At 65.9% G+C, this 22,410-nt stretch carries 23 protein-coding genes; 14 read left to right on the top strand and 9 right to left on the bottom strand.

Annotation, left to right across the window (positions count from 1 at the left end):
- The first annotated feature begins 16 nt into the window (after positions 1–16).
- From metG to RH831_RS06315, 6 genes are all read left to right on the top strand, one after another.
- The gene (metG, locus tag RH831_RS06340; RefSeq protein WP_310553385.1) at positions 17–2,065 is read left to right on the top strand and encodes a methionine--tRNA ligase; all 2,049 of its coding nucleotides are present in this window, start codon (positions 17–19) and stop codon (positions 2,063–2,065) included.
- A 44-nt stretch (positions 2,066–2,109) separates the two neighbouring features.
- Positions 2,110–3,879 (top strand): pyruvate kinase, encoded by a 1,770-nt coding sequence (gene pyk / locus RH831_RS06335; RefSeq protein ID WP_310553384.1) that lies wholly within the window; start codon positions 2,110–2,112, stop codon positions 3,877–3,879.
- Complete coding sequence (locus RH831_RS06330; RefSeq protein ID WP_310553383.1) at positions 3,876–4,028, top strand: hypothetical protein; 153 nt, start codon at positions 3,876–3,878, stop codon at positions 4,026–4,028. The genes pyk and RH831_RS06330 overlap by 4 nt, the downstream gene beginning before the upstream one ends.
- A gap of 66 nt (positions 4,029–4,094) precedes the next feature.
- Positions 4,095–4,646, top strand: coding sequence for an NfeD family protein (locus RH831_RS06325; RefSeq protein ID WP_310553382.1), 552 nt, complete (start codon positions 4,095–4,097; stop codon positions 4,644–4,646).
- 65 nt (positions 4,647–4,711) lie between these two features.
- Complete coding sequence (locus RH831_RS06320; RefSeq protein ID WP_310553381.1) at positions 4,712–5,824, top strand: SPFH domain-containing protein; 1,113 nt, start codon at positions 4,712–4,714, stop codon at positions 5,822–5,824.
- Positions 5,825–6,421, top strand: coding sequence for a MarR family transcriptional regulator (locus RH831_RS06315; RefSeq protein ID WP_310553380.1), 597 nt, complete (start codon positions 5,825–5,827; stop codon positions 6,419–6,421).
- 3 nt (positions 6,422–6,424) lie between these two features.
- Here the strand turns inward: RH831_RS06315 and RH831_RS06310 are convergent, their stop codons facing one another.
- Positions 6,425–6,673, bottom strand: coding sequence for a hypothetical protein (locus RH831_RS06310; protein ID WP_310553379.1), 249 nt, complete (start codon positions 6,671–6,673; stop codon positions 6,425–6,427).
- Positions 6,674–6,778: 105 nt separating this feature from the next.
- On the opposite strand from RH831_RS06310, the gene RH831_RS06305 reads away from it, so the two are divergent.
- The 4 genes from RH831_RS06305 (at position 6,779) to RH831_RS06290 (ending at position 10,990) form a co-directional block, all read left to right on the top strand.
- On the top strand, positions 6,779–8,614 hold the full coding sequence (locus tag RH831_RS06305; RefSeq protein WP_310553378.1) for a flippase-like domain-containing protein: 1,836 nt from the start codon (positions 6,779–6,781) through the stop codon (positions 8,612–8,614).
- Positions 8,615–8,860: 246 nt separating this feature from the next.
- Positions 8,861–9,811: a transcription initiation factor IIB family protein gene (locus RH831_RS06300; protein ID WP_070365293.1), complete on the top strand. Its 951-nt coding sequence runs from the start codon at positions 8,861–8,863 to the stop codon at positions 9,809–9,811.
- A gap of 11 nt (positions 9,812–9,822) precedes the next feature.
- The gene (locus tag RH831_RS06295) at positions 9,823–10,533 is read left to right on the top strand and encodes a type I 3-dehydroquinate dehydratase (protein WP_310554139.1); all 711 of its coding nucleotides are present in this window, start codon (positions 9,823–9,825) and stop codon (positions 10,531–10,533) included.
- Positions 10,534–10,558: 25 nt separating this feature from the next.
- Positions 10,559–10,990: a zinc ribbon domain-containing protein gene (locus RH831_RS06290; protein WP_310553377.1), complete on the top strand. Its 432-nt coding sequence runs from the start codon at positions 10,559–10,561 to the stop codon at positions 10,988–10,990.
- Here RH831_RS06290 and RH831_RS06285 read toward each other — a convergent pair whose 3' ends face one another.
- Genes RH831_RS06285 through RH831_RS06265 form a run of 5 tightly spaced genes read right to left on the bottom strand, consistent with a single transcriptional unit; the run spans position 10,991 to position 15,798 of the window.
- Positions 10,991–12,154, bottom strand: coding sequence for a 3-dehydroquinate synthase II (locus RH831_RS06285; RefSeq protein ID WP_310553376.1), 1,164 nt, complete (start codon positions 12,152–12,154; stop codon positions 10,991–10,993).
- Between the two features lie 46 nt (positions 12,155–12,200).
- Complete coding sequence (locus tag RH831_RS06280) at positions 12,201–12,995, bottom strand: 2-amino-3,7-dideoxy-D-threo-hept-6-ulosonate synthase (RefSeq protein WP_310553375.1); 795 nt, start codon at positions 12,993–12,995, stop codon at positions 12,201–12,203.
- Positions 12,996–13,035: 40 nt separating this feature from the next.
- Positions 13,036–13,821, bottom strand: coding sequence for a tryptophan synthase subunit alpha (trpA, locus tag RH831_RS06275; protein WP_310553374.1), 786 nt, complete (start codon positions 13,819–13,821; stop codon positions 13,036–13,038).
- On the bottom strand, positions 13,814–15,037 hold the full coding sequence (gene trpB / locus RH831_RS06270) for a tryptophan synthase subunit beta (protein ID WP_070365297.1): 1,224 nt from the start codon (positions 15,035–15,037) through the stop codon (positions 13,814–13,816). Before trpB ends, trpA begins: the two co-directional genes overlap by 8 nt.
- The gene (locus RH831_RS06265; protein ID WP_070365298.1) at positions 15,034–15,798 is read right to left on the bottom strand and encodes an indole-3-glycerol-phosphate synthase; all 765 of its coding nucleotides are present in this window, start codon (positions 15,796–15,798) and stop codon (positions 15,034–15,036) included. Before RH831_RS06265 ends, trpB begins: the two co-directional genes overlap by 4 nt.
- 84 nt (positions 15,799–15,882) lie before the next feature.
- Between RH831_RS06265 and RH831_RS06260 the strand changes: the two genes are divergently transcribed.
- Positions 15,883–16,344: an MGMT family protein gene (locus RH831_RS06260; protein ID WP_310553373.1), complete on the top strand. Its 462-nt coding sequence runs from the start codon at positions 15,883–15,885 to the stop codon at positions 16,342–16,344.
- On the opposite strand, the gene RH831_RS06255 is transcribed toward RH831_RS06260, so the two are convergent.
- Both RH831_RS06255 and lonB read right to left on the bottom strand, forming a co-directional pair.
- Complete coding sequence (locus RH831_RS06255; protein WP_310553372.1) at positions 16,307–16,996, bottom strand: CPBP family intramembrane glutamic endopeptidase; 690 nt, start codon at positions 16,994–16,996, stop codon at positions 16,307–16,309. The two genes, RH831_RS06260 and RH831_RS06255, sit on opposite strands and share 38 nt — an antisense overlap.
- A 37-nt stretch (positions 16,997–17,033) precedes the next feature.
- Positions 17,034–19,100, bottom strand: a complete 2,067-nt coding sequence (lonB, locus tag RH831_RS06250) for an ATP-dependent protease LonB (protein WP_310553371.1) — start codon at positions 19,098–19,100, stop codon at positions 17,034–17,036.
- A 189-nt stretch (positions 19,101–19,289) separates the two neighbouring features.
- Here lonB and RH831_RS06245 point away from each other — a divergent pair, with 189 nt between their 5' ends.
- From RH831_RS06245 to RH831_RS06235, 3 genes are read left to right on the top strand one after another with little or no spacing between them, the layout of a single operon-like run.
- On the top strand, positions 19,290–19,820 hold the full coding sequence (locus RH831_RS06245) for a nicotinamide-nucleotide adenylyltransferase (protein WP_310553370.1): 531 nt from the start codon (positions 19,290–19,292) through the stop codon (positions 19,818–19,820).
- Entirely contained in the window at positions 19,817–20,590 is a 774-nt protein-coding gene (locus RH831_RS06240) for an SAM-dependent chlorinase/fluorinase (protein WP_310553369.1), read from the top strand. Before RH831_RS06245 ends, RH831_RS06240 begins: the two co-directional genes overlap by 4 nt.
- A gap of 46 nt (positions 20,591–20,636) precedes the next feature.
- Entirely contained in the window at positions 20,637–21,455 is an 819-nt protein-coding gene (locus RH831_RS06235) for an amidohydrolase family protein (protein ID WP_310553368.1), read from the top strand.
- On the opposite strand, the gene RH831_RS06230 is transcribed toward RH831_RS06235, so the two are convergent.
- A complete protein-coding gene (locus tag RH831_RS06230; protein WP_310553367.1) occupies positions 21,452–22,366 on the bottom strand; it encodes a glycosyltransferase family 2 protein in 915 nt (304 codons plus the stop codon). The two genes, RH831_RS06235 and RH831_RS06230, sit on opposite strands and share 4 nt — an antisense overlap.
- Between the last annotated feature and the right edge of the window lie 44 nt (positions 22,367–22,410).

The raw sequence follows: 22,410 nt of genomic DNA, 5'->3' as shown, positions 1-22,410 counted from the left end.
GGTGGCATCCATACCCATGAGCCACGAGTCCTTTCCCACCGAGAACCCGGCGGTGGTGACCTGTGGACTGCCCTACGCGAACGGGGACCTCCACATCGGTCACCTGCGGACCTACGTGAGCGGCGACGTGTTGACACGATCGCTGCGAACCATCGGTCAGGAGACCGCCTTCGTCTCGGGGTCGGACATGCACGGGACGCCGATCGCGGTCAACGCGGCCGAGTCGGGGGTCTCACCCGAAGACTTCGCCCTGGACTGGCACGAGACCTACGAGGAGACCTTCCCGCAGTTCGACGTCGATTTCGACAACTACGGGCACACCCACCAGTCCGAAAACGTCGAGTTGACCCAGGAGATCGTCCGAACCCTCGACGAGGAGGGGCATGTCTACGAGAAGGAGATCGAGGTCGCCTGGGACCCGATCGAGGACCAGCCGCTCCCCGATCGCTACGTCGAGGGGACCTGTCCCTACTGTGGCGCGACCGCCCGCGGGGACGAGTGTGACGAGGGCTGTGGCCGCCACCTCGAACCGGGCGAGATCGAAAATCCGACGAGCATCCTGACCGGGAACCCCGCGGAGTATCGCACCCGCGAGCACAAGTTCTTCCGCGTCTCGGCGTTCCAGGACTACCTCTCGGAGTTCATCGACCGGCTGGAGGGGACCAAAAACGCCCGCAACCAGCCCCGGGAGTGGATCGAGGGCGAACTCCAGGACTGGTGTATCACCCGGGACCTGGACTGGGGCATCGACTACCCGGAGGACGAGACCGATCTGGTCCTCTACGTGTGGGTCGATGCACCCATCGAGTACATCGCCTCGACCAAACAGTACAGCGATCGCGTGGGCGCGGACACCTACGACTGGGAGGAAGTCTGGCGCGAGGGTGAAAGCGAGATCGTCCACGTCATCGGCCGGGACATCATCCAGCATCACACCGTCTTCTGGCCCGCGATGCTCGCCGGGGCCGGGTTCAACGAACCGCGAGCGGTCATGGCAAGCGGGTTTGTCAACCTCGACGGTGCGAGCTTCTCGACGAGTCGCGATCGAGCAGTCTGGGCCGAGGAGTACCTGGACTCGCCGTTCGACACGGACCTCCTCAGGTTTTACATCGCGACGGCGGGTCCGTTCGAGCGGGACATCGACTTCTCCTGGGAGACCTTCCAGGACCGGGTCAACGCCGAACTCGCCGACGACGTGGGGAACTTCGTCTACCGGGCGCTGCTCTTCGCGAACCGGAACTACGAGGGCACGCCCGACGCCGCGGTCTCCGCCGACGTCGAAGCCGAGATCGAGTCGGCGATGGCGGAGTTCACGGCGGCGCTCAACGAGTATTCGGTCCGGGAGGCCGGGACCGTCCCCCTCGAACTGGCTCGCTTCGGGAACGAGTACATCCAGCACAACGAGCCCTGGAAGCTCGTCGACGAGGATCCCGAGCAGGCCGCCCAGGTCATCCGTGACACCGTCCAGCTCGTGAAGGCCATCGCGATCACGATCCAGCCCTTCACGCCCCAGACCGCCGAGCAGATCTGGACCGACCTGAACGAGGACGGGACTGCAGCCGAGGCGACGATCGAAGACTGCCTGGACGCGCCCCCGGCCACCTTCGGCGAGCCACGGGAGCCCTTCGAGAAGATCGACGACGAGCAGGTCGAAGCTCGCCAGGCGGCCCTGCAGGAACGCATCGAGGACGAAGACACCGACTCCGAGACCGACACGACAATGACCGACATCGAACCCCTGAACGAAGATCGCATCGCCTTCGAAGACTTCCAGGACCTGGACATCCGGGTCGGCCGTATCGAGTCCGCCGAGCCGATCGAGGGGGCTGACAAACTCGTCCGCCTGCAGGTCGACATCGGCGCGGAGACCCGGCAGCTGGTCGCGGGAATCCGAAAGCTCCACGACATCGAGGAGCTCCCGGGCACCAAAATCATCGTCCTGGTGAACCTGGAGAAAGCCGAGCTCTTCGGCGTGGAATCCAACGGCATGCTCCTGGCGGCCGGCGACGAAGCCGACCTGCTGACCACCCAGGGCGAGGCCGGTCCCGGCACGAAGATTCAGTAACCGAGCCTGCCACCTTTATTCGGTGGGGGGTCCAACCCCCCGTAATGCGAAACGCGAAGATCGTCTGTACGCTCGGCCCGGCCAGCGACGACCGGGCCGCGATCAGCGATTTGGCTGAGGCGGGGATGACCGTCGCGCGGATCAACTCCAGTCACGGGACCCGCGAGGACCGGGCCGCGCTCATCGAGCGGGCCCAGCGGGTCGACGCCGAACTCGACAAACCGGTCGCGGTCATGGTCGACCTCCAGGGCCCGGAGATCCGCACCGGCGAGACGGCAGCGCCAGTCACCCTGGAGAGTGGCTCGACGGTCACCTTCCGCGAGTCTGCAACCGTGACCGAGCAGGAGATCGGCCTCTCCACGGACATCTCACGTGTCTCTCCTGGCGATCGCGTACTGCTCGACGACGGCCGAATCGAGACCGTCGTCGAATCCGTCGACGGGAATGCGGTCCACGCGACTGTCGAGAGCGGCGGAAAATTGCGGAGCCACAAGGGCGTAAACATCCCGGGCGTGGACCTGGACGTGGACGTAGTCACGGCGAAGGACCGCGCGGACCTCGAACTGGCCGTCGAAGCGGGGGCGGACTTCGTCGCCGCGAGTTTCGTCCGGGACGCGGCGGACGTACTCGACGTCGAGGCCGCCATCGAGGAGTTAGGCGCGGAGATCCCGGTCGTGGCGAAGATCGAACGGGCCGACGCCGTCGACCACCTGGACGAGATCATCCAGACCGCCCAGGGCATCATGGTCGCCCGGGGGGACCTGGGCGTCGAACTTCCGATGGAAGACGTCCCGCTCATCCAGAAGCGGATCATCCACAAGAGCCAGGCTGCAGGCGTGCCGGTCATCACCGCGACCGAGATGCTCGACTCGATGGTCGAACAGGCCCGCCCGACCCGTGCGGAGGCCTCGGACGTGGCGAACGCGGTCCTCGACGGGACCGACGCCGTCATGCTCTCCGCGGAGACCGCGGTCGGGGCCCACCCGACCCGGGTCGTCGAGACGATGGACCGGATCATCCGCGAGATCGAGGAGAGTGTGGAGTACGACGAAATCATCGAACAGCGGGTTCCGGAGGCGACCGGCGAGAGCCGCACGGACGCCCTCGCGCGCTCGGCACGGTATCTGGCCCGGGACGTGAACGCGAGTGCGATCGTCGTCGCGAGCGAGTCCGGGTACACGGCCCGACGGGTCACCAAGTTCCGCCCCAGCGTCCCAGTCGTGGCGACCACGCCGAACGACCAGGTCCACCGACAGCTGGGACTCGTATGGGGCGTGAACGCACAGCACGCGAACGTCCAGGTCGGGACGGCGACCACGGTCATCGAGGACTCGGTGAAAGCCGGGCTTGACTCCGGGATCGTCGACCCCGGGGATACCGTCGTCGTCCTGACCGGCATGATGACCGAACTGGAGGGGGAAGACACGACGAACACCCTCAAGGTCCACGTGGCCGCCGAAACCCTCGCCGTCGGTCGGTCGGTGGTCGACGGGCGGGCCACCGGGCCGGTCGTCGACCTGGAGCACGTGGCCCCCGAAACGATCGAGTCCGGGAGCATCGGCGTCATCCACCGGGACTTCGAAGGCGAGTTCAGCGACGGGCTGGAGAAACTCGGCGGGATCGTGAGCGCCCGCTCGGGGATGACTGGCTATGCGGCCATGGTGGCTCGCGAACTCGAAATCCCGATGATCACCGGGGCCGACATCGAGGATCTCGAACCCGGGCAGCGGGTGACCATCGACGGCGAACGCGGCGTGGTCTACGACGGCGAGGTGAACAAACCCGCGGCGGGGCGCAAACGGGGGCCGTTATGAGCGACTGGAAGTTCGAGTTAGACGAGGTCGGGCCCGAGGCCGAGCTCGAGGTCCCCGAAATCGAACCCGGAAATCCGCGTCTGGAACACGTACTTCCGTTCCTGCTCGGCGCCGGTCTCGCCATCGCGATCCTCGTTGTGAGTCTCTAAGCGCCGATTCCGGCAAGGGGCGCTGTCCGGGCAACGGTTTTCCCCACCCGGGTCCAAACGTGTGACATGGCCTCAGTACTCGGGACCTCGCTGTCGACGGTCCTCCTGCTCGCCGGGCTCGTGCTCGTCGTGCTGGAAGGATTCGCACCGGGTGCACACTTCATCGTCCTGGGGGTCGCGCTCCTCGCAGCCGGGCTTCTGGGAATCCTGGTCCCGGGCGCAGCGAACCCGCTAGTGCTCGGGCTCACGGTGCTTCTCGCCGGGGCCGGCTCCTATTATGTCTACCGTCACTTCGAGTTCTACAAGGGGACCGACCGGGGGAAAACCGAGGGGTCGGCGGAGCTCATGGGACGACGCGGTTACGTGACCGAGCGTGTCACGCCCCGCACCGGCCGTGTGAAACTCTCCGAGGGCGGTTTCGATCCAACCTACGCCGCCCGGAGTGTCGAGGGCGAGATCGACGTAGGTGCCGAGATCATCGTCGTGGATCCCGGCGGCGGCAACGTCGTCGAGGTGGAAGCCCTCTCGGAAGTGGACGACATCGACCGCGAACTCGAACGCGGTCGCGCCCGCGAGGCGGATGTCGAAGCCGAGACCGAAGACGAATCGGCCAGGTAGTGTGAATCAGTGGCACGACTGACCGGCTGGCGCAACTTTATCAACCGTCGGACATAAGGAGCAGTATGGTGCTCCCCCTTCAGTCACTGACCGGCCCGTCGCCGCTCTCGGTCGTCGGGTTGCTCCTGCTCGTGGTCCTGGTGGTGGCGGTCTACCAGGCCATCGAGATCGTCGACGCCTACGAGAAAGAGGCGTTGACGGTCTTCGGCGAGTTCCGGGGCCTGCTCGAACCGGGGATCAACTTCATCCCGCCGTTCGTCTCCCGCACGTACATCTTCGACATGCGGACCCAGACGATCGACGTGCCACGGCAGGAGGCGATCACCCGGGACAACTCCCCGGTCACCGCCGACGCCGTGGTGTACATCCGGGTCATGAACGCAAAGCGGGCCTTCCTGGAGGTCGATGATTACAAGCGAGCGGTCTCCAACCTGGCCCAGACCACGCTGCGGGCCGTGATCGGGGACATGGAACTTGACGATACGCTCAACAAGCGCCAGGAGATCAACGCCCGCATCCGGAAAGAGCTGGACGAACCCACCGACGAGTGGGGGATCAGAGTCGAGTCCGTGGAAGTTCGGGAGGTCAACCCCTCCAAGGACGTCCAGCAGGCGATGGAGCAACAGACCTCCGCCGAGCGCAAGCGCCGGGCCATGATCCTGGAGGCCCAGGGTGAACGACAGTCCGCGATCGAGCGTGCCGAGGGGGAGAAACGCTCGAACATCATCCGCGCACAGGGTGAAAAGCAGTCCCAGATCCTCGAAGCCCAGGGGGATGCAGTCTCGACCGTGCTGCGGGCTCGGTCCGCCGAATCGATGGGCGAGCGGGCCGTGATCGAACGCGGCCTGGAAGCCCTGGAGGTCATCGGTGCCGCGGAGAGTACGACCTTCGTGCTCCCACAGGAACTGACCTCGCTGGTGGGTCGGTACGGCAAACAGCTCACCGACAGCGACGTCGCCGAACCGACCGAGGGCCTGGAGAGTCTGGAGTTCGACGCGGAGACCCGGGAGTTGCTGGGGCTGGACGACATCGAATCGATCCTGGACGAGATCGGCGCGCCGATGGACGTCAACGAGTCCGACCTCACCGAGGGAACGGGCTCGATCAAGTCCGCCGAGGAGGTCATCGAGGAGATGGACGCCGAACTCGAAGACACTGAGGAACCAACGGAGAAGTAAATGGGAATCGACGAGGAGAAGCGCACAACGTTGCGGAAGTTCGCTGCCGTCGGAGCCGGGAGCCCGTTGCTCGGGCTGGCGAGTCAGGACGAGGGGGACAGCGAGACACGGGAAGCCATCGCGGGCTACGTCGAGCGGACCCCCGGCGCGCACTTCTCGAAGATCCGTGACGACCTGGGGATCGCGACGGGGGAGACTCAGTATCACCTCCGGCGGCTCACCGACCAGGGCACACTCGAACGCTACCGGGATGGGGACTACAAGCGCTTTTATCCAGCCGGCCGGTTCGATACCTTCGAGCAGGTCACGCTGGGCTACCTCAGACGGGAGACCCCCCGAGCCATGCTTTGCTCGCTGTTGCAGGAGCCCACCCACACCGGGTCCTCGCTTTCAGCGGCGATCGGTGTCTCACCGGCGACGGTGAGCAACTACGCCACGGAAATGGCAGAACACGGTGTCCTCGACCGGAGTGAGGGGTATCAGGTGAATCGGCCGGAGACGGTCATCACGCTGCTCGTTCGATACGCCGAGAGCTTCGACGCGGAGACGGTCAACTTCGCCGCGGACGCGGCCGACCTGCTCAGGTACGAACCCTGAATCTCAGGCGGTGGTTACTTGCCAGGTCGTCGAGGAGGAATAGCCCCACTGTTCGATGTCGAGTTCGTGTTCGGCGTCCGCGACCGCACGCATGTTCGAACCGACTTCTTTGGCCGAGAAACCCAGTTCCTCGCCGATGAGCCGGGACTTGAAGTAGGTCTCCTGGTCCACCCGGTCGCGCAGATACTGGAGAATCGTCCGCTGTTTCGGCGTCAGTCCCTCCGTGCTCAGTTCGACGGCGCTGGCCCCCATGGCAATATGGAGAAGCGCCAGGTCAAAAGCGGGTTTGGTACGATCGGTTAATCGAGGGTGACACAGTTCAGAAAGTTCTTGGGTGGGCACCCCCGACAGCGAATCATGGAGTCGGCTGTGGAGGTCAGCGTCGTGCTCCCCGCATACAACGAGGCGGGGACCATCGAATCGACCGTCGAGGTCACCCTCGACACGCTGGAATCGTTCCTCCCGGCCGGCACGTTCGAGGTCATCATCGCCGAGGACGGCTGCGATGATCGAACCCCGGAGATCGCCGATCGACTGGCGGCTGCGGACGACCGGATCAGTCACTACCACAGCGACGAGCGACTGGGCCGGGGTGAGGCGCTGAATCGGGCCTTCGAGAGCGCCGCCGGCGACACGCTGGTCTACTTCGACACCGACCTCGCGACGGACATGTCCCACCTCGAAGAGCTCGTCGAGAGTGTCCGCTCCGGGGAGTACGACCTCGCCACTGGCTCGCGCTGGATGCCCGGTGAGGAGGCCGACCGGCCGGCCAAGCGGGCGATCTCCAGTCGCGGATTCAACATCCTCGTTCGAACGCTTTTGGGCTCGGACTTGCAGGATCACCAGGCCGGGTTCAAGGCCTTCAGCCGGGCTGCCTTTCAGGCCCTGCGCCCGGCGGTGAAAGACTCCCACTGGTTCTGGGACACCGAGATGCTCGTCAAGGCCCAGCGGCGAGGATTTGCCGTCAAGGAGTTCGCGGTGGACTGGACGCCCAAGGGGGACTCGAAGGTCGATCTGGTCCGGGACGTCCTCGGGATGGGCAGCCAGATCCTCCGGACGGCCTGGGAGATCCAGGTCAAACCATACGCGAACCGACGGACCGGCATGGTCGCGGGGCTGTTGCTTTCGGTACTGGCCATCGCGTTGATGTTCTTCTATCTGGATCCCCGGGACGTGCTCCGGGAGATGGCCCGGGCCGACCTGGGCCTGGTGGCGGTTGCCGCGCTCGTCTATGTCTTCTCCTGGCCGATTCGTGGCTGGCGATACGCCGACATTCTGGGATCGCTCGGCTATCGCGAGCGCGTGGGCTTTCTCACGGGGGCGGTCTTCATCAGCCAGACCGGGAACCTGGTGTTCCCCGCCAGGGCCGGGGACGCCGTCCGGGCCTACGTCGTCAAAGCCAGACGGCAGGTGCCCTATACCTCGGGGTTCGCCTCGCTCGCCGTCGAACGGGTCTTCGACCTGCTGACGATCACCGTCCTGGCCGGCGGGGTGCTCCTCGGCGTCGTCACCCTCGCCCCCGAACGGGTCGTGGCGCTGAGCCAGGCCCTGACAGAGGGGACCGGCCTCTCCGGGGGGCAACAGGAGAGTGCCCGAACGGCGATCGCCGTCGCAGCGGTGGTCGGGATCGGCGCAATCGGGGCCGTGATCGCCATCGTCCTCTCCGCGCGATCGGATCGCAACCGGATCCGGCGGGTCGTCAACTGGGCGTCGGAGGACTCCTACGTCGAACTGGTCGCGACGACCCTCGAAGGGTTCGTGGGCGACGTCCAGCGTGTCGCAGCCGAACCGGCCACCTTTGTTCGGGTCGGGCTCGCGAGTCTTGCAATCTGGGCGATCGACGTTCTCACGGCCATCCTGGTCTTCCAGGCCTTCGGCGTCGAGGTGCCACTCGGGCTGTTGGTCGCAGTCTCCTTCTTCGCGGTCAGCGTGGGCAACCTGGCGAAAGTGCTGCCCCTCTCCCCCGGTGGGATCGGCCTCTACGAGGCGGCGTTCACGGTGCTTGTTGTTGCCCTGACAGCGGTCTCACCACCTACGGCGCTGGGCGTCGCCATCGTCGATCACGCGGTGAAAAACGCCGTGACGGTGCTTGGCGGCGCGGCCTCGATGGTCGTCCTGAACGTCTCGCTCACCGAGGCGATCGACGGGCCGGGCGAGATCGAAGAGGGGTCGAGTCGACCGGACCGAACCTGAAGGCCCACTAAAAGCGACGGGCGGGACGAGTTTCGCCCGTCGCTCAAGAACGCCGGACAGAGCCAGCCTACGCGGCCGTTAGGAGACATCGTGACCTACTCACACGCCGGTGCGCGAGACGGTTTCGACATCGTCGAACGACGTCAAGTGGAGTCTGTCACGGTTGTTTTACGGAAAGAAAACACAATCCTTAAGTACGTTTTGTCGAAACCGATGGGTCACCGAATCCCGATACACTTTGTAATTATGCCCAACGCAACTCTCAGATCACGCGAAAAAGAAGAGGAGGAACCCGAACGAACGGACAGCTGTCCGGAGTGTGGCGGTCTGGTCGTCCACGACGAGGAACACAGCGAGAAGGTCTGTGCGGACTGTGGCCTGGTCGTCGAGGAGGAAGGGATCGACCGCGGGCCCGAGTGGCGGGCCTTTGACTCCCAGGAGAAAGACGAGAAGTCCCGGGTCGGGGCCCCCACCACGAACACGATGCACGACAAGGGCCTCTCCACGAACATCGACTGGCGGAACAAGGACGCCTACGGCAACTCCCTTGGCTCCCGACAGCGCCAGAAGATGCAGCGCCTGCGCAAGTGGAACGAGCGCTTCCGCACCCGTGACGCCAAGGAGCGCAACCTCAAGCAGGCCCTCGGCGAGATCGACCGGATGGCCAGTGCGCTTGGCCTGCCGGACAACGTCCGCGAGACAGCCTCGGTGATCTATCGCCGGGCCCTCGAAGAAGACCTGCTCCCGGGCCGTTCGATCGAGGGCGTCGCGACCTCGTGTGTCTATGCCGCCGCCCGCCAGGCCGGCGTGCCCCGCAGCCTCGATGAGATCAACGACGTCAGCCGGGTCGACAAGGACGAGATCGCCCGCACCTACCGGTACGTGATCCGGGAACTGGGCCTGGAAGTCAAGCCCGCGGATCCCGCGAGTTACGTCCCCCGGTTTGCCTCCTCACTCGAACTCAGCGACGAGGCCCAGCATCGGGCCCGGGAACTGCTGGAGAACGCCAAGGAGAAGGGCGTCCACAGCGGCAAGAGCCCGGTCGGGCTCGCCGCCGCCGCGGTCTATGCGGCCGCCCTGCTCACCAACGAGAAGACCACACAGGCAAAGGTCAGTGAAGTCGCGGACATCTCGGAGGTCACCATCCGCAACCGATATCACGAACTCCTCGAAGCCGAGGACTCGATTCCGGTCTAACCCGGCCAATGTTGCAGTTCGAGTCGTTTCACCTGGCGGCCTCGACGCCGAACCTGGACGCGGAGCCGGCGGCTCGCCCCCACGCCGACCTGCTCGAGTTCCGGATGGATCTGGCCGCGGACCCGCTTTCGGCACTCGCGGCCTACGACGGAGAACTGCCGATCATGGTCACGAACCGACCGGAGTGGGAGGGCGGCGAGCATCCAGACGGTCCCGAGCGCCGCGACCAGCTGCTCGAAGCGCTCTCGGAGCCGGCCGTCGCGGCGGTCGACCTGGAGCTTCGAGCCCTGGAAGAGCCGACCGATCGGACGGACCTCGGCTCCGTCCTGGACCGGGCCCAGGAGCGTGGCCTACCGGTCGTCGTCTCGGTCCACGACTTCGAGCGGGTCCCCTCCAGAGCGACGCTGCTCGGTCTGGCCCAGCGGGGCTGCCGGCTCGGGTCGGTCGCCAAACTCGCCATGACCGCCACTGACCCGGGAGACGTGCTGGACCTGCTGGCCGCGACCCAGGACCTGACCACCTGTGGCCATACCGTCGCGACGATGGCGATGGGAGCCACTGGGGCACATTCCCGGGCGATTGCGCCGCTCTACGGCTCGAAGATCGGGTACGCCCCGATCGATCCCGAGGCCGCCACGGCCCCCGGGCAGTTCGATCTGGCGACCCTCGACGGACTGCTCGAGACGTTCGGTGTCGAGCGGCCCGCGGATTCAAAGGTTTAACCGTCGACCCACCCAACCCTCGTTCGTGCAGCGGTCCTGGTTCACGCGACGGTCGCTCGTCGCCGCGATACTGGCAATGGTCTATCCCGGGCTCGGGCACGTCTACCTCCGGGCCTGGTTTCGCGCCATCGCCTGGTTCGGCGTCGCATTGATCGCGGCAGCGATGGTGCTGCCCGAATCGGCCTACACCGCCTTCGAGACCGACGGGTTTTCGGGACTCGTGGCGGTCAGTCGGACCCTCCCGACCGAAGCGGTTCTGAGCATGCTCGTCGTCCGGGTGCTCAACGCCATCGACGCCTATCTCACCGGATTACAGCAGGCAACGAAGGCGGCCCAAGCCGAGGCACCCGAAGCGAACACCTGCCCGGAGTGTGGAAAGGAACTCGACCCGGAACTGGACTTCTGTCCGTGGTGTACCACCCGGCTGGAGGACGCCGAAAACAGGTCCGACCGCTAATTACTTCTCGATAATGCGCTCGTCGATGGACTCCCCGAAGTGCCGGCCACCCGGCTGGGTGTAGACCAGCACCTCGTCTCCGGCTTCCAGGTCGGTGACGGCTTTGCGCCCGGTCTTGGCGTGGACCTTGATGGTTTCTGCGTTCTGGATGAGCGTCTCGATCCGGTCGCCGCTTTCGGTTTCGGCTTCCAGCCGGAACATCGGCCGGCGCTCGATCTTGGCCCGGCCGACGACGGCCTCGCGGGTCTGTCCATCCGTATCGACGACCTGCACCTCGTCGCCACTCCCGAGTTCGGAGAGATACGTCGTCGAGCCGTCCGGGAGGCGGGCGTAGGCATGGACCGCGCCCGCGTTGACCCGGAAGGGACGGGAGGCGACGTACGGTGATTCGGCAGTCTCGGCGTGGACGAAGAAGAGTCCGCGTGACATGCTCCCGATCAACATCCCCTCGTCGTGGTCGAAGAGACTGCCCGTGTCCACACAGACCCGATCCGCGCTGCCGGCGGGTTCGATGGCGCTGACCGTGGCGTACTCCAGGTCCAGTTGCTCGCGGTCGAAGTCGTCCCGGACTGCGACGGTCTCCCGGATCTCGTCCGGGTCGTCGGTGTCCAGCAGGACCCCGCTCGCACCCATCTCCAGGGTCTCGAAGGCGGTCTTTGCCTCCTCGGCGGTCGTCACACCCGCGATGAGATCCGTCGAGTCGCCGATTCGGGCGATGAGGTTCTCCAGGGGAATAATCTGCCAGTCCTCGCCCACGACGATCGTGAATTCGGACTCCTCGGCCGCCTTCTCGGCGAAAGTCTCGTAGTCCGGGTCGTAGATCCGCACGTAGGCCCCGCTCGCACCGTCACGGCGAAGCGTGGAGAGGTCCGCTGATCCAGAAAAGTCAGTCGGCAGGTCGATCGTCCCGTCGCCCTCGCCGTCCTTGCCGACCACGTAGCGGTCGGCCTCGCCGGCGGCCTCGGCGTCGTCGCCGATCACGTCGACGTCGTCGGTGACGAAGGCGGCGACGTTCATCTCGCCCAGTTCGCGGACCCGGTCGACGTCCCACTCGTCGACGAGAATCCAGTCGACGCCGGCCTCGAGCCCGGCGGTGATCCGTCGCTTGCGTTGCTCCCAGTCGCCGACCTCGTCGTCGGCCTTGAGCCAGACGCTCCGTGTCATACCCGGTCACACACGGGGCCCCGCCTTGAACGTGCCGGACCGAAACTCAGGGCTCGATCGGCAGGTCGAATCGGTCCATCGCCACGTCGATGGCAAAGCCCTCGTGGACGACGGCCGCGATAGCCGAAGAGATGGCGTAGGGGTCGGGATGCTGAAAGATCGTTCGGCCCATCGAGACGCCGGCCCCACCGACCGAGACCGCATCCTGGACGGTTTCGAGCGTCTCACGGTCGCTGGACGGACTGCCACCGGCGATGATGACGGGTTTGCTCGTCGACTCGACGACGTGTTCGAAACTCTCCGGGTCCCCGGAGTAGGCAGTCTTGATGATATCGGCCCCGAGTTCCTCGGCCAACCTGACGGCATGCCCCAGGTTCGTGGCGTCGTGTTCGTCGATGCCCGGGCCACGAGCGTACGCCATCGCGAGGACCGGCATCCCCAGTTGGTGGGCCCGTTCGGTCACGTTGGAAAGCGCCTCGATCTGGTCCGGTTCGTGGTCGCTGCCGACGTTGATGTGAAAGGAGACGCCGTCGGCACCCAGCCGCACGGCCTCCTCGACGGTCGCCGTCTGGCGCTTCTCGGCCTCGTCGGGGCCGATCTCCGTCGAGCCATTGAGATGAACGAGATAGCCCGCGTCGTGGCGGTTCGGGTAGACCCGATCGGCCAGTCCCTTCTGAGTGAGGACGGCGTCGGCCCCGCCCTCGGTGACGTCGGCGATGGTCGACTCGATGTCTTTGAGCCCGTCGACTGCCCCCATGGTGATGCCGTGGTCCATCGGGACGGTGACGAACTTGCCGTCGCGCCCGAGTCGTGTCAATCGCGCTTCGACCCCTGTAGACATTGCCAGGGGATAGCAAGCGGGTGGGTATGTTCGTTCCGGTTTATCGGCCCGCCGCGACGCCCGCGGCCAACTCGGCCGCCGTCTCCGCCAGCCGTTCTGGAACGGCCTCCCCATCCGCAACGATGTCCACGAAGACGCTCCCGGCGACGACCCCGTCCGCCCCACCGGCGACGATCTCCCGCGCCTGATCCTGGGTGCTCACGCCGAAGCCGACCGCCGTCGGAATCTCCGTCTCGGGCAGTCGGGCGAGCGAGCGGGTCGTCTCGTCGCTCACGTCGGTCCGCGCACCGGTCGTGCCCATCCGGGCCTGCACATAGAGGAAGCCAGTCGCCCGGTCGACGATAGACTCCAGCCGTTCCTCGGTAGTGGTTGGGGCCACGATAAACACGAGTGCGAGGTCGTTCGCGTCACACGCAGCAGCCAGCTCCGCACTCTCTTCGACCGGCAGGTCCGGGACGATGAGCCCAGAGAGCCCCGCATTGGCGGCATCGGCGACGAACTCCCGGACGTCGCCGTCGCCGTACCGGTAGAGCATGTTGTAGTAGGTCATCGCCACCACAGGGATGTCCACGTCGAGGTCCGCAACCAGATCGAGGAACCGTTGGGGTGTCATGCCGGCGTCGAGCGCCCGTCTAATACCGGCCTGAATGGTCGGGCCGTCTGCGACAGGTTCCGAGAACGGTAACCCGAGTTCGAGCACGTCCGCCCCACCCTCGACCAGTGCGTCGGCGTATCGGGCCGTCGCTTCCGGGGTCGGATCCCCGGCGACGATGTAGGGCACCAGGGCCCCGCCCTCGAAGGCCGCACGGATCGATTCTTCACTCATGGGAGAACACCTCCATGTCCGGCGCGGCATCGAGATCGCGACGATCCGACTCCTCGATCACGGTATCCAGGTCCTTGTCCCCCCGGCCCGAGACGGTCACGATCACCGGGTCGGCGAAGTCCCGTTCTTCGAGCGCCGCGAGGGCGTGGCTGCTCTCCAGGGCCGGGATGATCCCCTCGGCCCGGGAAAGGTGATGGAAGGCCCGAAGAGCCGCCTCGTCGCCGACCGAGACTGGCTCGACCCGGCCAGTTTCGACCATGTGGGCCAGTTCCGGGCCCACCCCGGCGTAATCCAGGCCCGCACTCACGCTGTGTGACTCGACGATCTGGCCCGTCTCGGTCTGGAGGAGCCTGGTGTGTGCGCCGTGGAGCACGCCGTCGGTCCCCGTGGCGAGCGAGGCCGAGTGGGGGGCGTACTCTTCGGATTCGTTGACGGTGAGTGATTCCCCACCCGCTTCGGCCGCGATCAACTCGACCGGATCCGACCGGAAATGCTGGAAGGAGCCCATCGTGTTCGACCCGCCGCCGGCACAGGCCAGGACGGTGCCCGGAAGGTCCCCGATGGTTTCGATGGCCTGCTCGCGGGCCTCCTCGGAGATGACGGCCTGGAAGTCCCGAACCATGCTCGGGAACGGGTGCGGCCCCACGACGGAGCCGATCACGTAGTGGGTGTCCTCGACGTTCGTCGCCCAGTCCCGCATGGTGGCGTTGATGGCCTCCTTTAGCGTGCCCGAGCCCTCGTCGACGGGGTTGACCGTCGCGTCGTGGGTCACCATTCGGAAGACGTTGGGCCGCTGGCGACGGATGTCCGTCCGGCCCATGTAGATCTCACAGTCGATGTCCAGGTGGGCACAGGCCATCGCCACGGCGGTGCCGTGCTGGCCGGCCCCCGTCTCGGCGATGATCCGGTCTTTGCCCATGTACTGGGCCAGAAGCACCTGTCCGAGGGCGTTGTTGAGCTTGTGGGCCCCGCCGTGCAGGAGGTCCTCGCGCTTGAGGTACACCTCGGTGTCGTACTCCTCGCTGAGCCGGTCGGCCCGCTGGAGCGGGGTCGGTCGGCCACCGAAGTCCCGCAGACGCTCGCGGAACTCGTCCATGAACCCGTCCTCGTTCTCCAGGACGTAGCGTTCGTAGGCCGATTCCAGTTCCTGGACGGCCGGCATCAACACTTCTGGAACGTACTGGCCGCCATACGAGCCAAAGCGGTGCTGGCTCATCGGGCGACCAGCCTCCGGGTGTTCGCCTCGATGTCCCCGTCCATGATCGCCGACCCCACGAGCAAACCGTCGGCCCCGGCACCGAGCATGGTATCGCGGTGCTCGGTCGTCTGGATTCCGCTCTCGGCGATCAGCGTCGCCGAATCCGGTACTGCCGGTGCCAGTCGTTCGACGGTCGAGCGATCGACGGTCAGGCTGGCGAGATCACGGTTATTCACGCCGATCACCTCGGCACCGGCCGCGAGAGCCGTCTCGATTTCGTCCCGGGTGTGGGTCTCGACCAGCGGGGTCATCCCACGGTCGCGGGCCGCCTCGATCATCCCGTCTAGGTCGTCCAGAAACCGGGCAATCAGCAACACTGCGTCGGCGGCGACCGCGTCGAGTTGGGCCTCCCGGAGGAGGAAGTCCTTCCGGAGAACTGGCACCGAAACCGCCTCCCGCACTGCCTGGAGCGCTTCGATCGACCCGCCGAAGTGGTCGGGTTCGGTGAGCACCGAGATGGCGCTGGCCCCGCCGGCGACCATCGATTCGGCCGCCGCGACCGGATCGACGTGGTTCTCGTAGCTCGCGGTCGGGCTGGTCGGCTTCACTTCGGCGATCAGCGGCGTTCGGCCCTCGGTTCGCGCTCGTTCGAAAGCCCCCGGAAGCGAGCGGGCTTCGACTGACACGCGTTCGTCGCCACGGGAGCGCTCCGACGCGGCCGCGAGGAGCTCGCGAACTGCCGGCGCGAGCTCACGTCCGGGCTGCTTTGTAGTACCCATTATTGTCCATTGATGGACGGATGTGTACATAACTGTTGTGACTCCAGGCCAACGTTCAAGGGCGGTCTCGGCGAATCCAGTCCCATGCCAGGTGCTGGGATCTACGCCAGGAACGTGGCGTCCATCGATCGGTTCGTTCAGATCGGCGTGGCGAACCGGCGAGTGATCTCCCTGTCCTTCCCCGAGACGCCGGACCCGAGTGCCACTGCGGACCACGAAATTCTAGACTGGATCGAGGGATACCTCGACGGCGAGCACACGGACGTGACCGAGATCGACGTGGGATTGACCGTGCCGACTGACCAGCGGGCCGTCCTCGAACGCGTGCGGGAGATTCCCTACGGGGAACAGTTCCCGCTCGATCGACTGGTCGCACACACGCCAGGGCTCGATCCGGCCGAGGAGTCCGACATGGAAACCGCCAGAACGGCGCTCGCGGAGAATCCGGTGCCGATCTTGATTCCGGACCACCGCGTCACCGGTATTGACGGTGGTACCCCGCCGGCCATCAGACAGACCCTCCAGCGAATCGAGAGCCGTAACTGAATCTCGCGTGCCGGAGGAACTCCACGAGATCGACCAGGTAGTGTGCGAGGATTACGAGCCAGAGACTCCCACTGAGCCAGAAGGCCACGCCGAGCGCGACCCCGAGGGTCGAAGCGACCAGCATCCCCAGTCGGCCCTGGGCCGTGTGGGCCAGCCCGAATAGCAGCCCGGAGCCGACGATCAAAACTGCCGGGTGGATTCCCGTTCCCGCCGCCAGCCCGCCGATTAACACCCCGCGAAACAGCACCTCCTCGCTGATCACGATGACCGGGAGCACGATACCCGCGAGGACGAGCCACTCCAGGGGCCGTTCCGGAGTGAGAAGTGCGCGTAGCGGATTGTCAGTGTCCGCCGTCAGATTCGATGCACCTTCGTTTAACGCCACGAGTGCGACTGTGAGTGCCACCAGGGCGAGGATCGTCGGACGGTCGGTCACACCAAGCGTCTCGACTGGGACGTTCGTCCAGGTTAGCAAGAGCCAGACCGCACCAAGCAGGAGCGCCTGAGTTGCGGCGAGGTTCGCGTAAAGGGCCACTCGACCGACCTCGATTGATTCGTCCAGGAGTTGGGCCGAGCGGCGCGCGAGGACGGCCACGGCAGCTGTGAGAAGTACTGCAAACACGACGAACGTGCTCCAGGCCGGGGTCGGCATCGAATATCACTATGCAGGCCGGAAAGAAGAAGGTCCCCTACTGTGGGGAGGGGTTGGCCCCGGTCGCCGTGGTCCCCTCGGTGGCTTCGAGGGCCTGCCCGGTGATCGACTTCAGCCGATCGACCAGCGAGTCCTTCTCGGGTTCGCCGGCCAGCGCCACGTCGAGCACTTCGCTGATGTGTGAGACGGGGATGATCTCGATCATCTCCTCGTACTCCTCCTCGATCATCACGTCCTGCTCGTTGGCCTTGGGAATGATCACCCGATCGTAGCCGGCCTTTGCGGCGGCCTCGATCTTGTGGGTCACACCGCCGACCGGGAGGACGTCCCCACGGACCGAGAGCGACCCGGTCATCGCGAGGTCCTGCTCGATCGGGATGTTCTCCAGGGCCGAGATGACCGCCGTCGCGACGGTGATGGAGGCCGAATCGCCCTCCACGCCCTGTGTCTGGATGAACTGCACGTGGATGTCCTTCTCGGAGATGTCCTCGTCGGAGAACTTCTTGATGATCGCGGAGACGTTCTGCACGGCTTCCATCGCCATCTCCTTGAGTTGGCCGGTGGCGATGACTTCACCGCCCTCACCCTGGCGGGGCGTGACCTCGGCCATGACGGGGAGCACGATCCCGGAGTCGCCGCCCATGACTGCCAGGCCGTTGACCCGGCCGACCGCGCTGCCCTCGTTGACCTTGAGTTCGTAGTCCTTGCGCCGCTCGATGTAGTCATCGGCGAACTGCTGTTCGATCGAGCGCGAGCGCTTTTTCGCCTCCAGGACGTGCTCACGGTCCACGAATTCGGCGTTCTCGGCCTTGGCGATGTCCCCGGCCACACGGACGAGGCCACCCAGATCACGAAGTTTGAGGGTCAACTGGCCCTTCCGGCCGGACCGTCGTTTGGCCTCCAGGATGATCTCCCGGACCGCATCGGGCTGGAAGTGTGGCAGGCGGCCGTCTTTCTCGACCTCCTGGGCCACGAAGCGGGCGTATTGCCGCCGGGTCGTGGGCGTCTCGTCGATGGAGTCCTCCATGTAGACCTCATAGCCATAGCCCTTCAGGCGGTCACGAAGCGCCGGGTGCATGTTCTCCATCGCGTCCATGTTCCCCGCCGCGACCATGATGAAGTCACACGGCACGGGTTCGGTCTGGACCATGGCCCCCGAGGAGCGCTCGGACTGGCCGGTGATCGAGAACTCGCCCTCCTGGATCGCGGTCATCAGCTTCTGCTGGGACCGGATGTCCAGGGTGTTGATCTCGTCGATGAACAGCACGCCCTTGTGGGCTTTCTGGATGGAGCCCGCCTCGACGCGCTCGTGGCTCGGGGTCTCCATGCCCCCGGACTGGAACGGGTCGTGGCGGACGTCACCCAGCAGGGCCCCGGCGTGGGCACCCGTGGCGTCCTCGAAGGGTGCGATCGACCGCTCGCCGTTGTTGACCAGGAGCTTGGGAACCATCGCGTCGGTGCCCCGGTTCGTGTACCGGAAGGCGAAGTAGATGACACCCGCAGCCAGCAGGCCCAGGAGGACCTGGCCGGCGATCAGGATGGCGTACCCGACGATGATCGCGATGACGATCCACATCAAAAACGAGCGCATCTGCTTGCGCTTCTGGGCCTCCTCCTGGTGGGCCTCGACGATCTGATCGCCTTTGCCCGCGGGCACGGTCCTGACCCGCGGTTCGTTGGAGTCATCAGGATTGTGATAGACCAGAACGTCCTGCAGGCTCTCCTGAGGGAGCAGGCGGCTCATCGCCTTTGCGAGCATCGACTTCCCGGTCCCCGGGGAGCCGATCATCATCACGTGACGGTGCTGTTTGGCGGCCCGTTTGACGATCTCCCGGGCCTCTTCCTGCCCGATGACCTGATCGACGAGCCGTTCGGGCACCTCGATGTCGGCCGTCGAGTCGATTCGCAGGCCACCGAGGAGGTCGTCCTCCGCGGCGTCCTCGTCGATCGTGAGGTCCCCTTCGACGTCAACTTCGCTCCCGAGGTCCTCCGAAAGCGGGACCGAATCGCCCTCCGCCGGCGTGTCCTCACCGGACGGACGGTCCTCCCGCTTCCGGATCGGGGCGTCGTCGCGGGGGGGATCGCTCGTAGGATCGTTGCTCATAGAATGTGTTCGACGCTCGAAAACAGGGTCCCTCGATTGATATACTTTCTCCCTTCGGCCATCCAGCGATTCGGAGCGTTATCCGTCCATCAGGCCTGCTCCCCGCCGAAATTGCCACTCGGCTCGGGACGACTGGGCAGTGGACCCGGATCGCCGACATTCATGTAGGTGCCTGTCCAAGCGGTGGTAATGACACGGGGGTTCTACATCGGCCGTTTCCAGCCCTATCACCGCGGCCATCACCGCGTGATCGAGCAGATCGCGGCGGAGGTCGATGAACTCGTCGTCGGTATCGGGAGCGCAGATCAGAGCCACACCCTCGACAACCCCTTCACGGCCGGGGAGCGAATGGTGATGATCACGAAGTGTCTGGCCGATCTGGATCTGGTCACCTACGTGGTGCCGATCGAGGACATCAACCGCAACTCGGTCTGGGTCAGTCACGTCCAGGCGATGAGCCCGACCTTCGACGTGGCCTACTCGAATAACCCACTGGTGATCCGGCTCTTCGAGGAGTCGAACATCGAAGTGCACCAGTCCCCCATGTTCGAACGCGAACAGCTGGAGGGAACCACGATCCGCGACCGCATGCGCCAGGACGAGGACTGGCGTGAGCTGCTCCCGGACCCAGTGGTGGCGACGATCGAGGAGATCAACGGCATCACCCGCATCCAGCACGTCGCGGACACGGACGAAAGCGGGCGGGCCGATCCGGAATGATCACCCTCGCCTCGGATTTCGGCTCGCCGTATCCCGCCGCGATGAAGGGCGTGATCCTCTCCCGGACCGACGCCCGCCTCGTCGACGTGGCTCACGACCTGCCACGACAGGACCCTCGGGCAGGCGCGTTCTGGCTCCGCGAAGTGCTTCCGTACTTCCCGTCGGCCGTCCACCTGGTCGTGGTCGACCCGGGTGTGGGCACCGACCGCCGCGTGCTGATCGTCGAGGCCGGGGACCACCGCCTGGTTGGCCCGGACAACGGCATTCTGGTGCCGGTCGCAGAGCGCCTGGCCGCGGACCCGACCTATTATGCTGGCTCGGCGACCGATCCCGCGAGTTCGACCTTCCACGGCCGGGACGTGTTCGCCCCGCTCGCGGCCGATATCCAGGATTCGGGGCTCGAATCGACCGTCGAGCGCGAGGGACTCACCCCGGTCGAGGACGTGACACGGGTCGAGTTCCCCACGCCCACGATCGAGGGGCCGGAAGCGATCGGAGAAGTGCTGGTCGTCGATGATTTCGGCAACGCGATCACGAACGTCCCGGGCTCGTTTCTCAATGGCTATTCTCGGGACGCGATCCTCGTCGACGGCCGGCAGACCCCAGTCGCCAGAACCTACGCCGAGGTGCCCCCGACCGAGAGAGTGGCAACCGTCGGCAGTCACGGCAACGTGGAACTCGCGGTGAACCGAGGCCGGGGCGACCGGGCCTTCGACCTCGAACCCGGCGATCCGGTCTATCTCGCTCCGGTGGAGAACGCCACTGACTGACAGAGTCACCGTCAGGCCGATATGGGGCCCCCACGGAGGGAGTGACATGCTCGAGTTGGAACACGGGTTCCAGGCCGTCGACGTGAACGCCCGCCTGGACCCGGGGCCGGGCCAGCCGATCCGGGGGAAGACCATCGACGCCGAAGGGCTCGAACGGGAACTCCACCAGGCGGGGATCGCCCAGGCGATCGTCGCCCCAGGGCCGGTCAGCGACGAAGGTGGCTACCTCCGGGCGAACAACGCCATCGCCCGGCAGGCCGTCGAACGCCCCTTCCTCGCCGTCGCCAGACTCGACGGGCCGCGTGAGGGGACCGGCACGGTCACCGCACGGCTCAGGGACACCATCGCCAGCCCCGACACCGGCCACACCACCGCGGAAGACATCGAGCAGTACGCCTACGACGATCGGTTCTTCGGGTTCAAACTCGATCCCGGTCGCGATGGGCTCCCCACCCCGGCGGTCCTGGATGCCCTCGCTGAGGTGGGCCTGCCGGTTCTCGTCGAGGGCGGCACGGCATTTCCGCCCGAGCGGGTCGACGAACACCTTCTCGGTCGCTCGATGCCGGTCGTCTTGGCCCACTTCGGGGGGTATCCAGCCGACCGGGAGTTGATGGCCGACGCGATCGACCTGCTGGATCGACGGGATTCGCTCTATCTGGACACCAGCGCGGTCCGGTTCCGTGACCTGCTCGAACGGGCGATCATGGAACACCCGGATCGGGTGCTGTTCGGCAGCCACAGCCCGACGGTCCACCCCAACGTTGCGGTGATGGAGGTGCTGACCCTCGACGTCCCGGAGAACATCATGGGTCGGGTGTTCACGAAGAACCCGCGTCGGGTGTTTCCGGAACTACAGGACAGTTAATCGTCCTCACAGCGTGTTACGGGGCGTCCGTATCTGGCCGAGACCCCGTGCGGGTTCCGACGTGGAGTCCGATCGGCGTATCTGGCGGCCAGGCCGTCCTGGATCCCCCGGACCACGGCCGTCATCGCGTCCCGACCCTGTCCGAGCCAGGCCGAGGGTTTCCCCTCGCCACGAAGCGCGGCCCAGCCGGCTGCCAGGCCGTCCCGCACGAGCCCACCGGCGAGTCGCAATCCCGAGCGCCAGTCGAGCCCGTAGTTTTTGGCGAGTCGATACCCCCGGGACCGGTACCGGCCCTTTGGATCCGCTTCGATGGGGTCGGCCTGGGCGGTCGGGTCGGGGTCGGTTCTGAGAACCACCGCCCCGGGCTCCCAGGCGAGCGAGCGGTCCTGGGCGGCGAGCCGGTGGGCCAGATCCCTGGCGGCGTCGACCGTGAGATACTCGTCGAAGCCATCGAGGGCTTCGATGGCCGCCCGGTCGAAGACGACGTTTCCGCCGTCGAAAAAGCGGATCGTCCGATCGCCGAAGGTGGTTTCTTCGAGCGATTCGGTCGTCACATCAGCGCCGAGCTGTCGATGAATCGGGCCGGTGACCGCGTCGGCCCCCGCCCCAAGCGCGGCTCGGACGGCCTGAAGCCAGCCTGCCTCGATCTGGGTGTCCTGACCGAGAAAGGCTACCGCGTCGCCCGACGCGGCCCGAATACCGGCGTTCCGAGCGACGTTCAAGTTCCGGTCGGAGAGTTCGAGGAACGTATCGACGGTCTCGTGCCCACAGAGGTAGCCGGAGGTGCCGTCGGCGGAGGGGCCGTTGACGACGATGACCTCCGCGTCGGGGGCGTGATCGGCGATGGCCGTGAGCGTGGCCGGAAGCTCGGACCGGCCGTTGAGCGTCGGGACCACCACCGAGAGTCGCATGCCCGTGACAAAACACAGACACGCGTAAAACCTCTCGGATTCGG

This window comes from Halodesulfurarchaeum sp. HSR-GB, assembly GCF_031432215.1.
Classification (GTDB): Archaea; Halobacteriota; Halobacteria; order Halobacteriales; family Halobacteriaceae; genus Halodesulfurarchaeum.
This window is presented reverse-complemented; position numbering and strand designations above follow the sequence as displayed.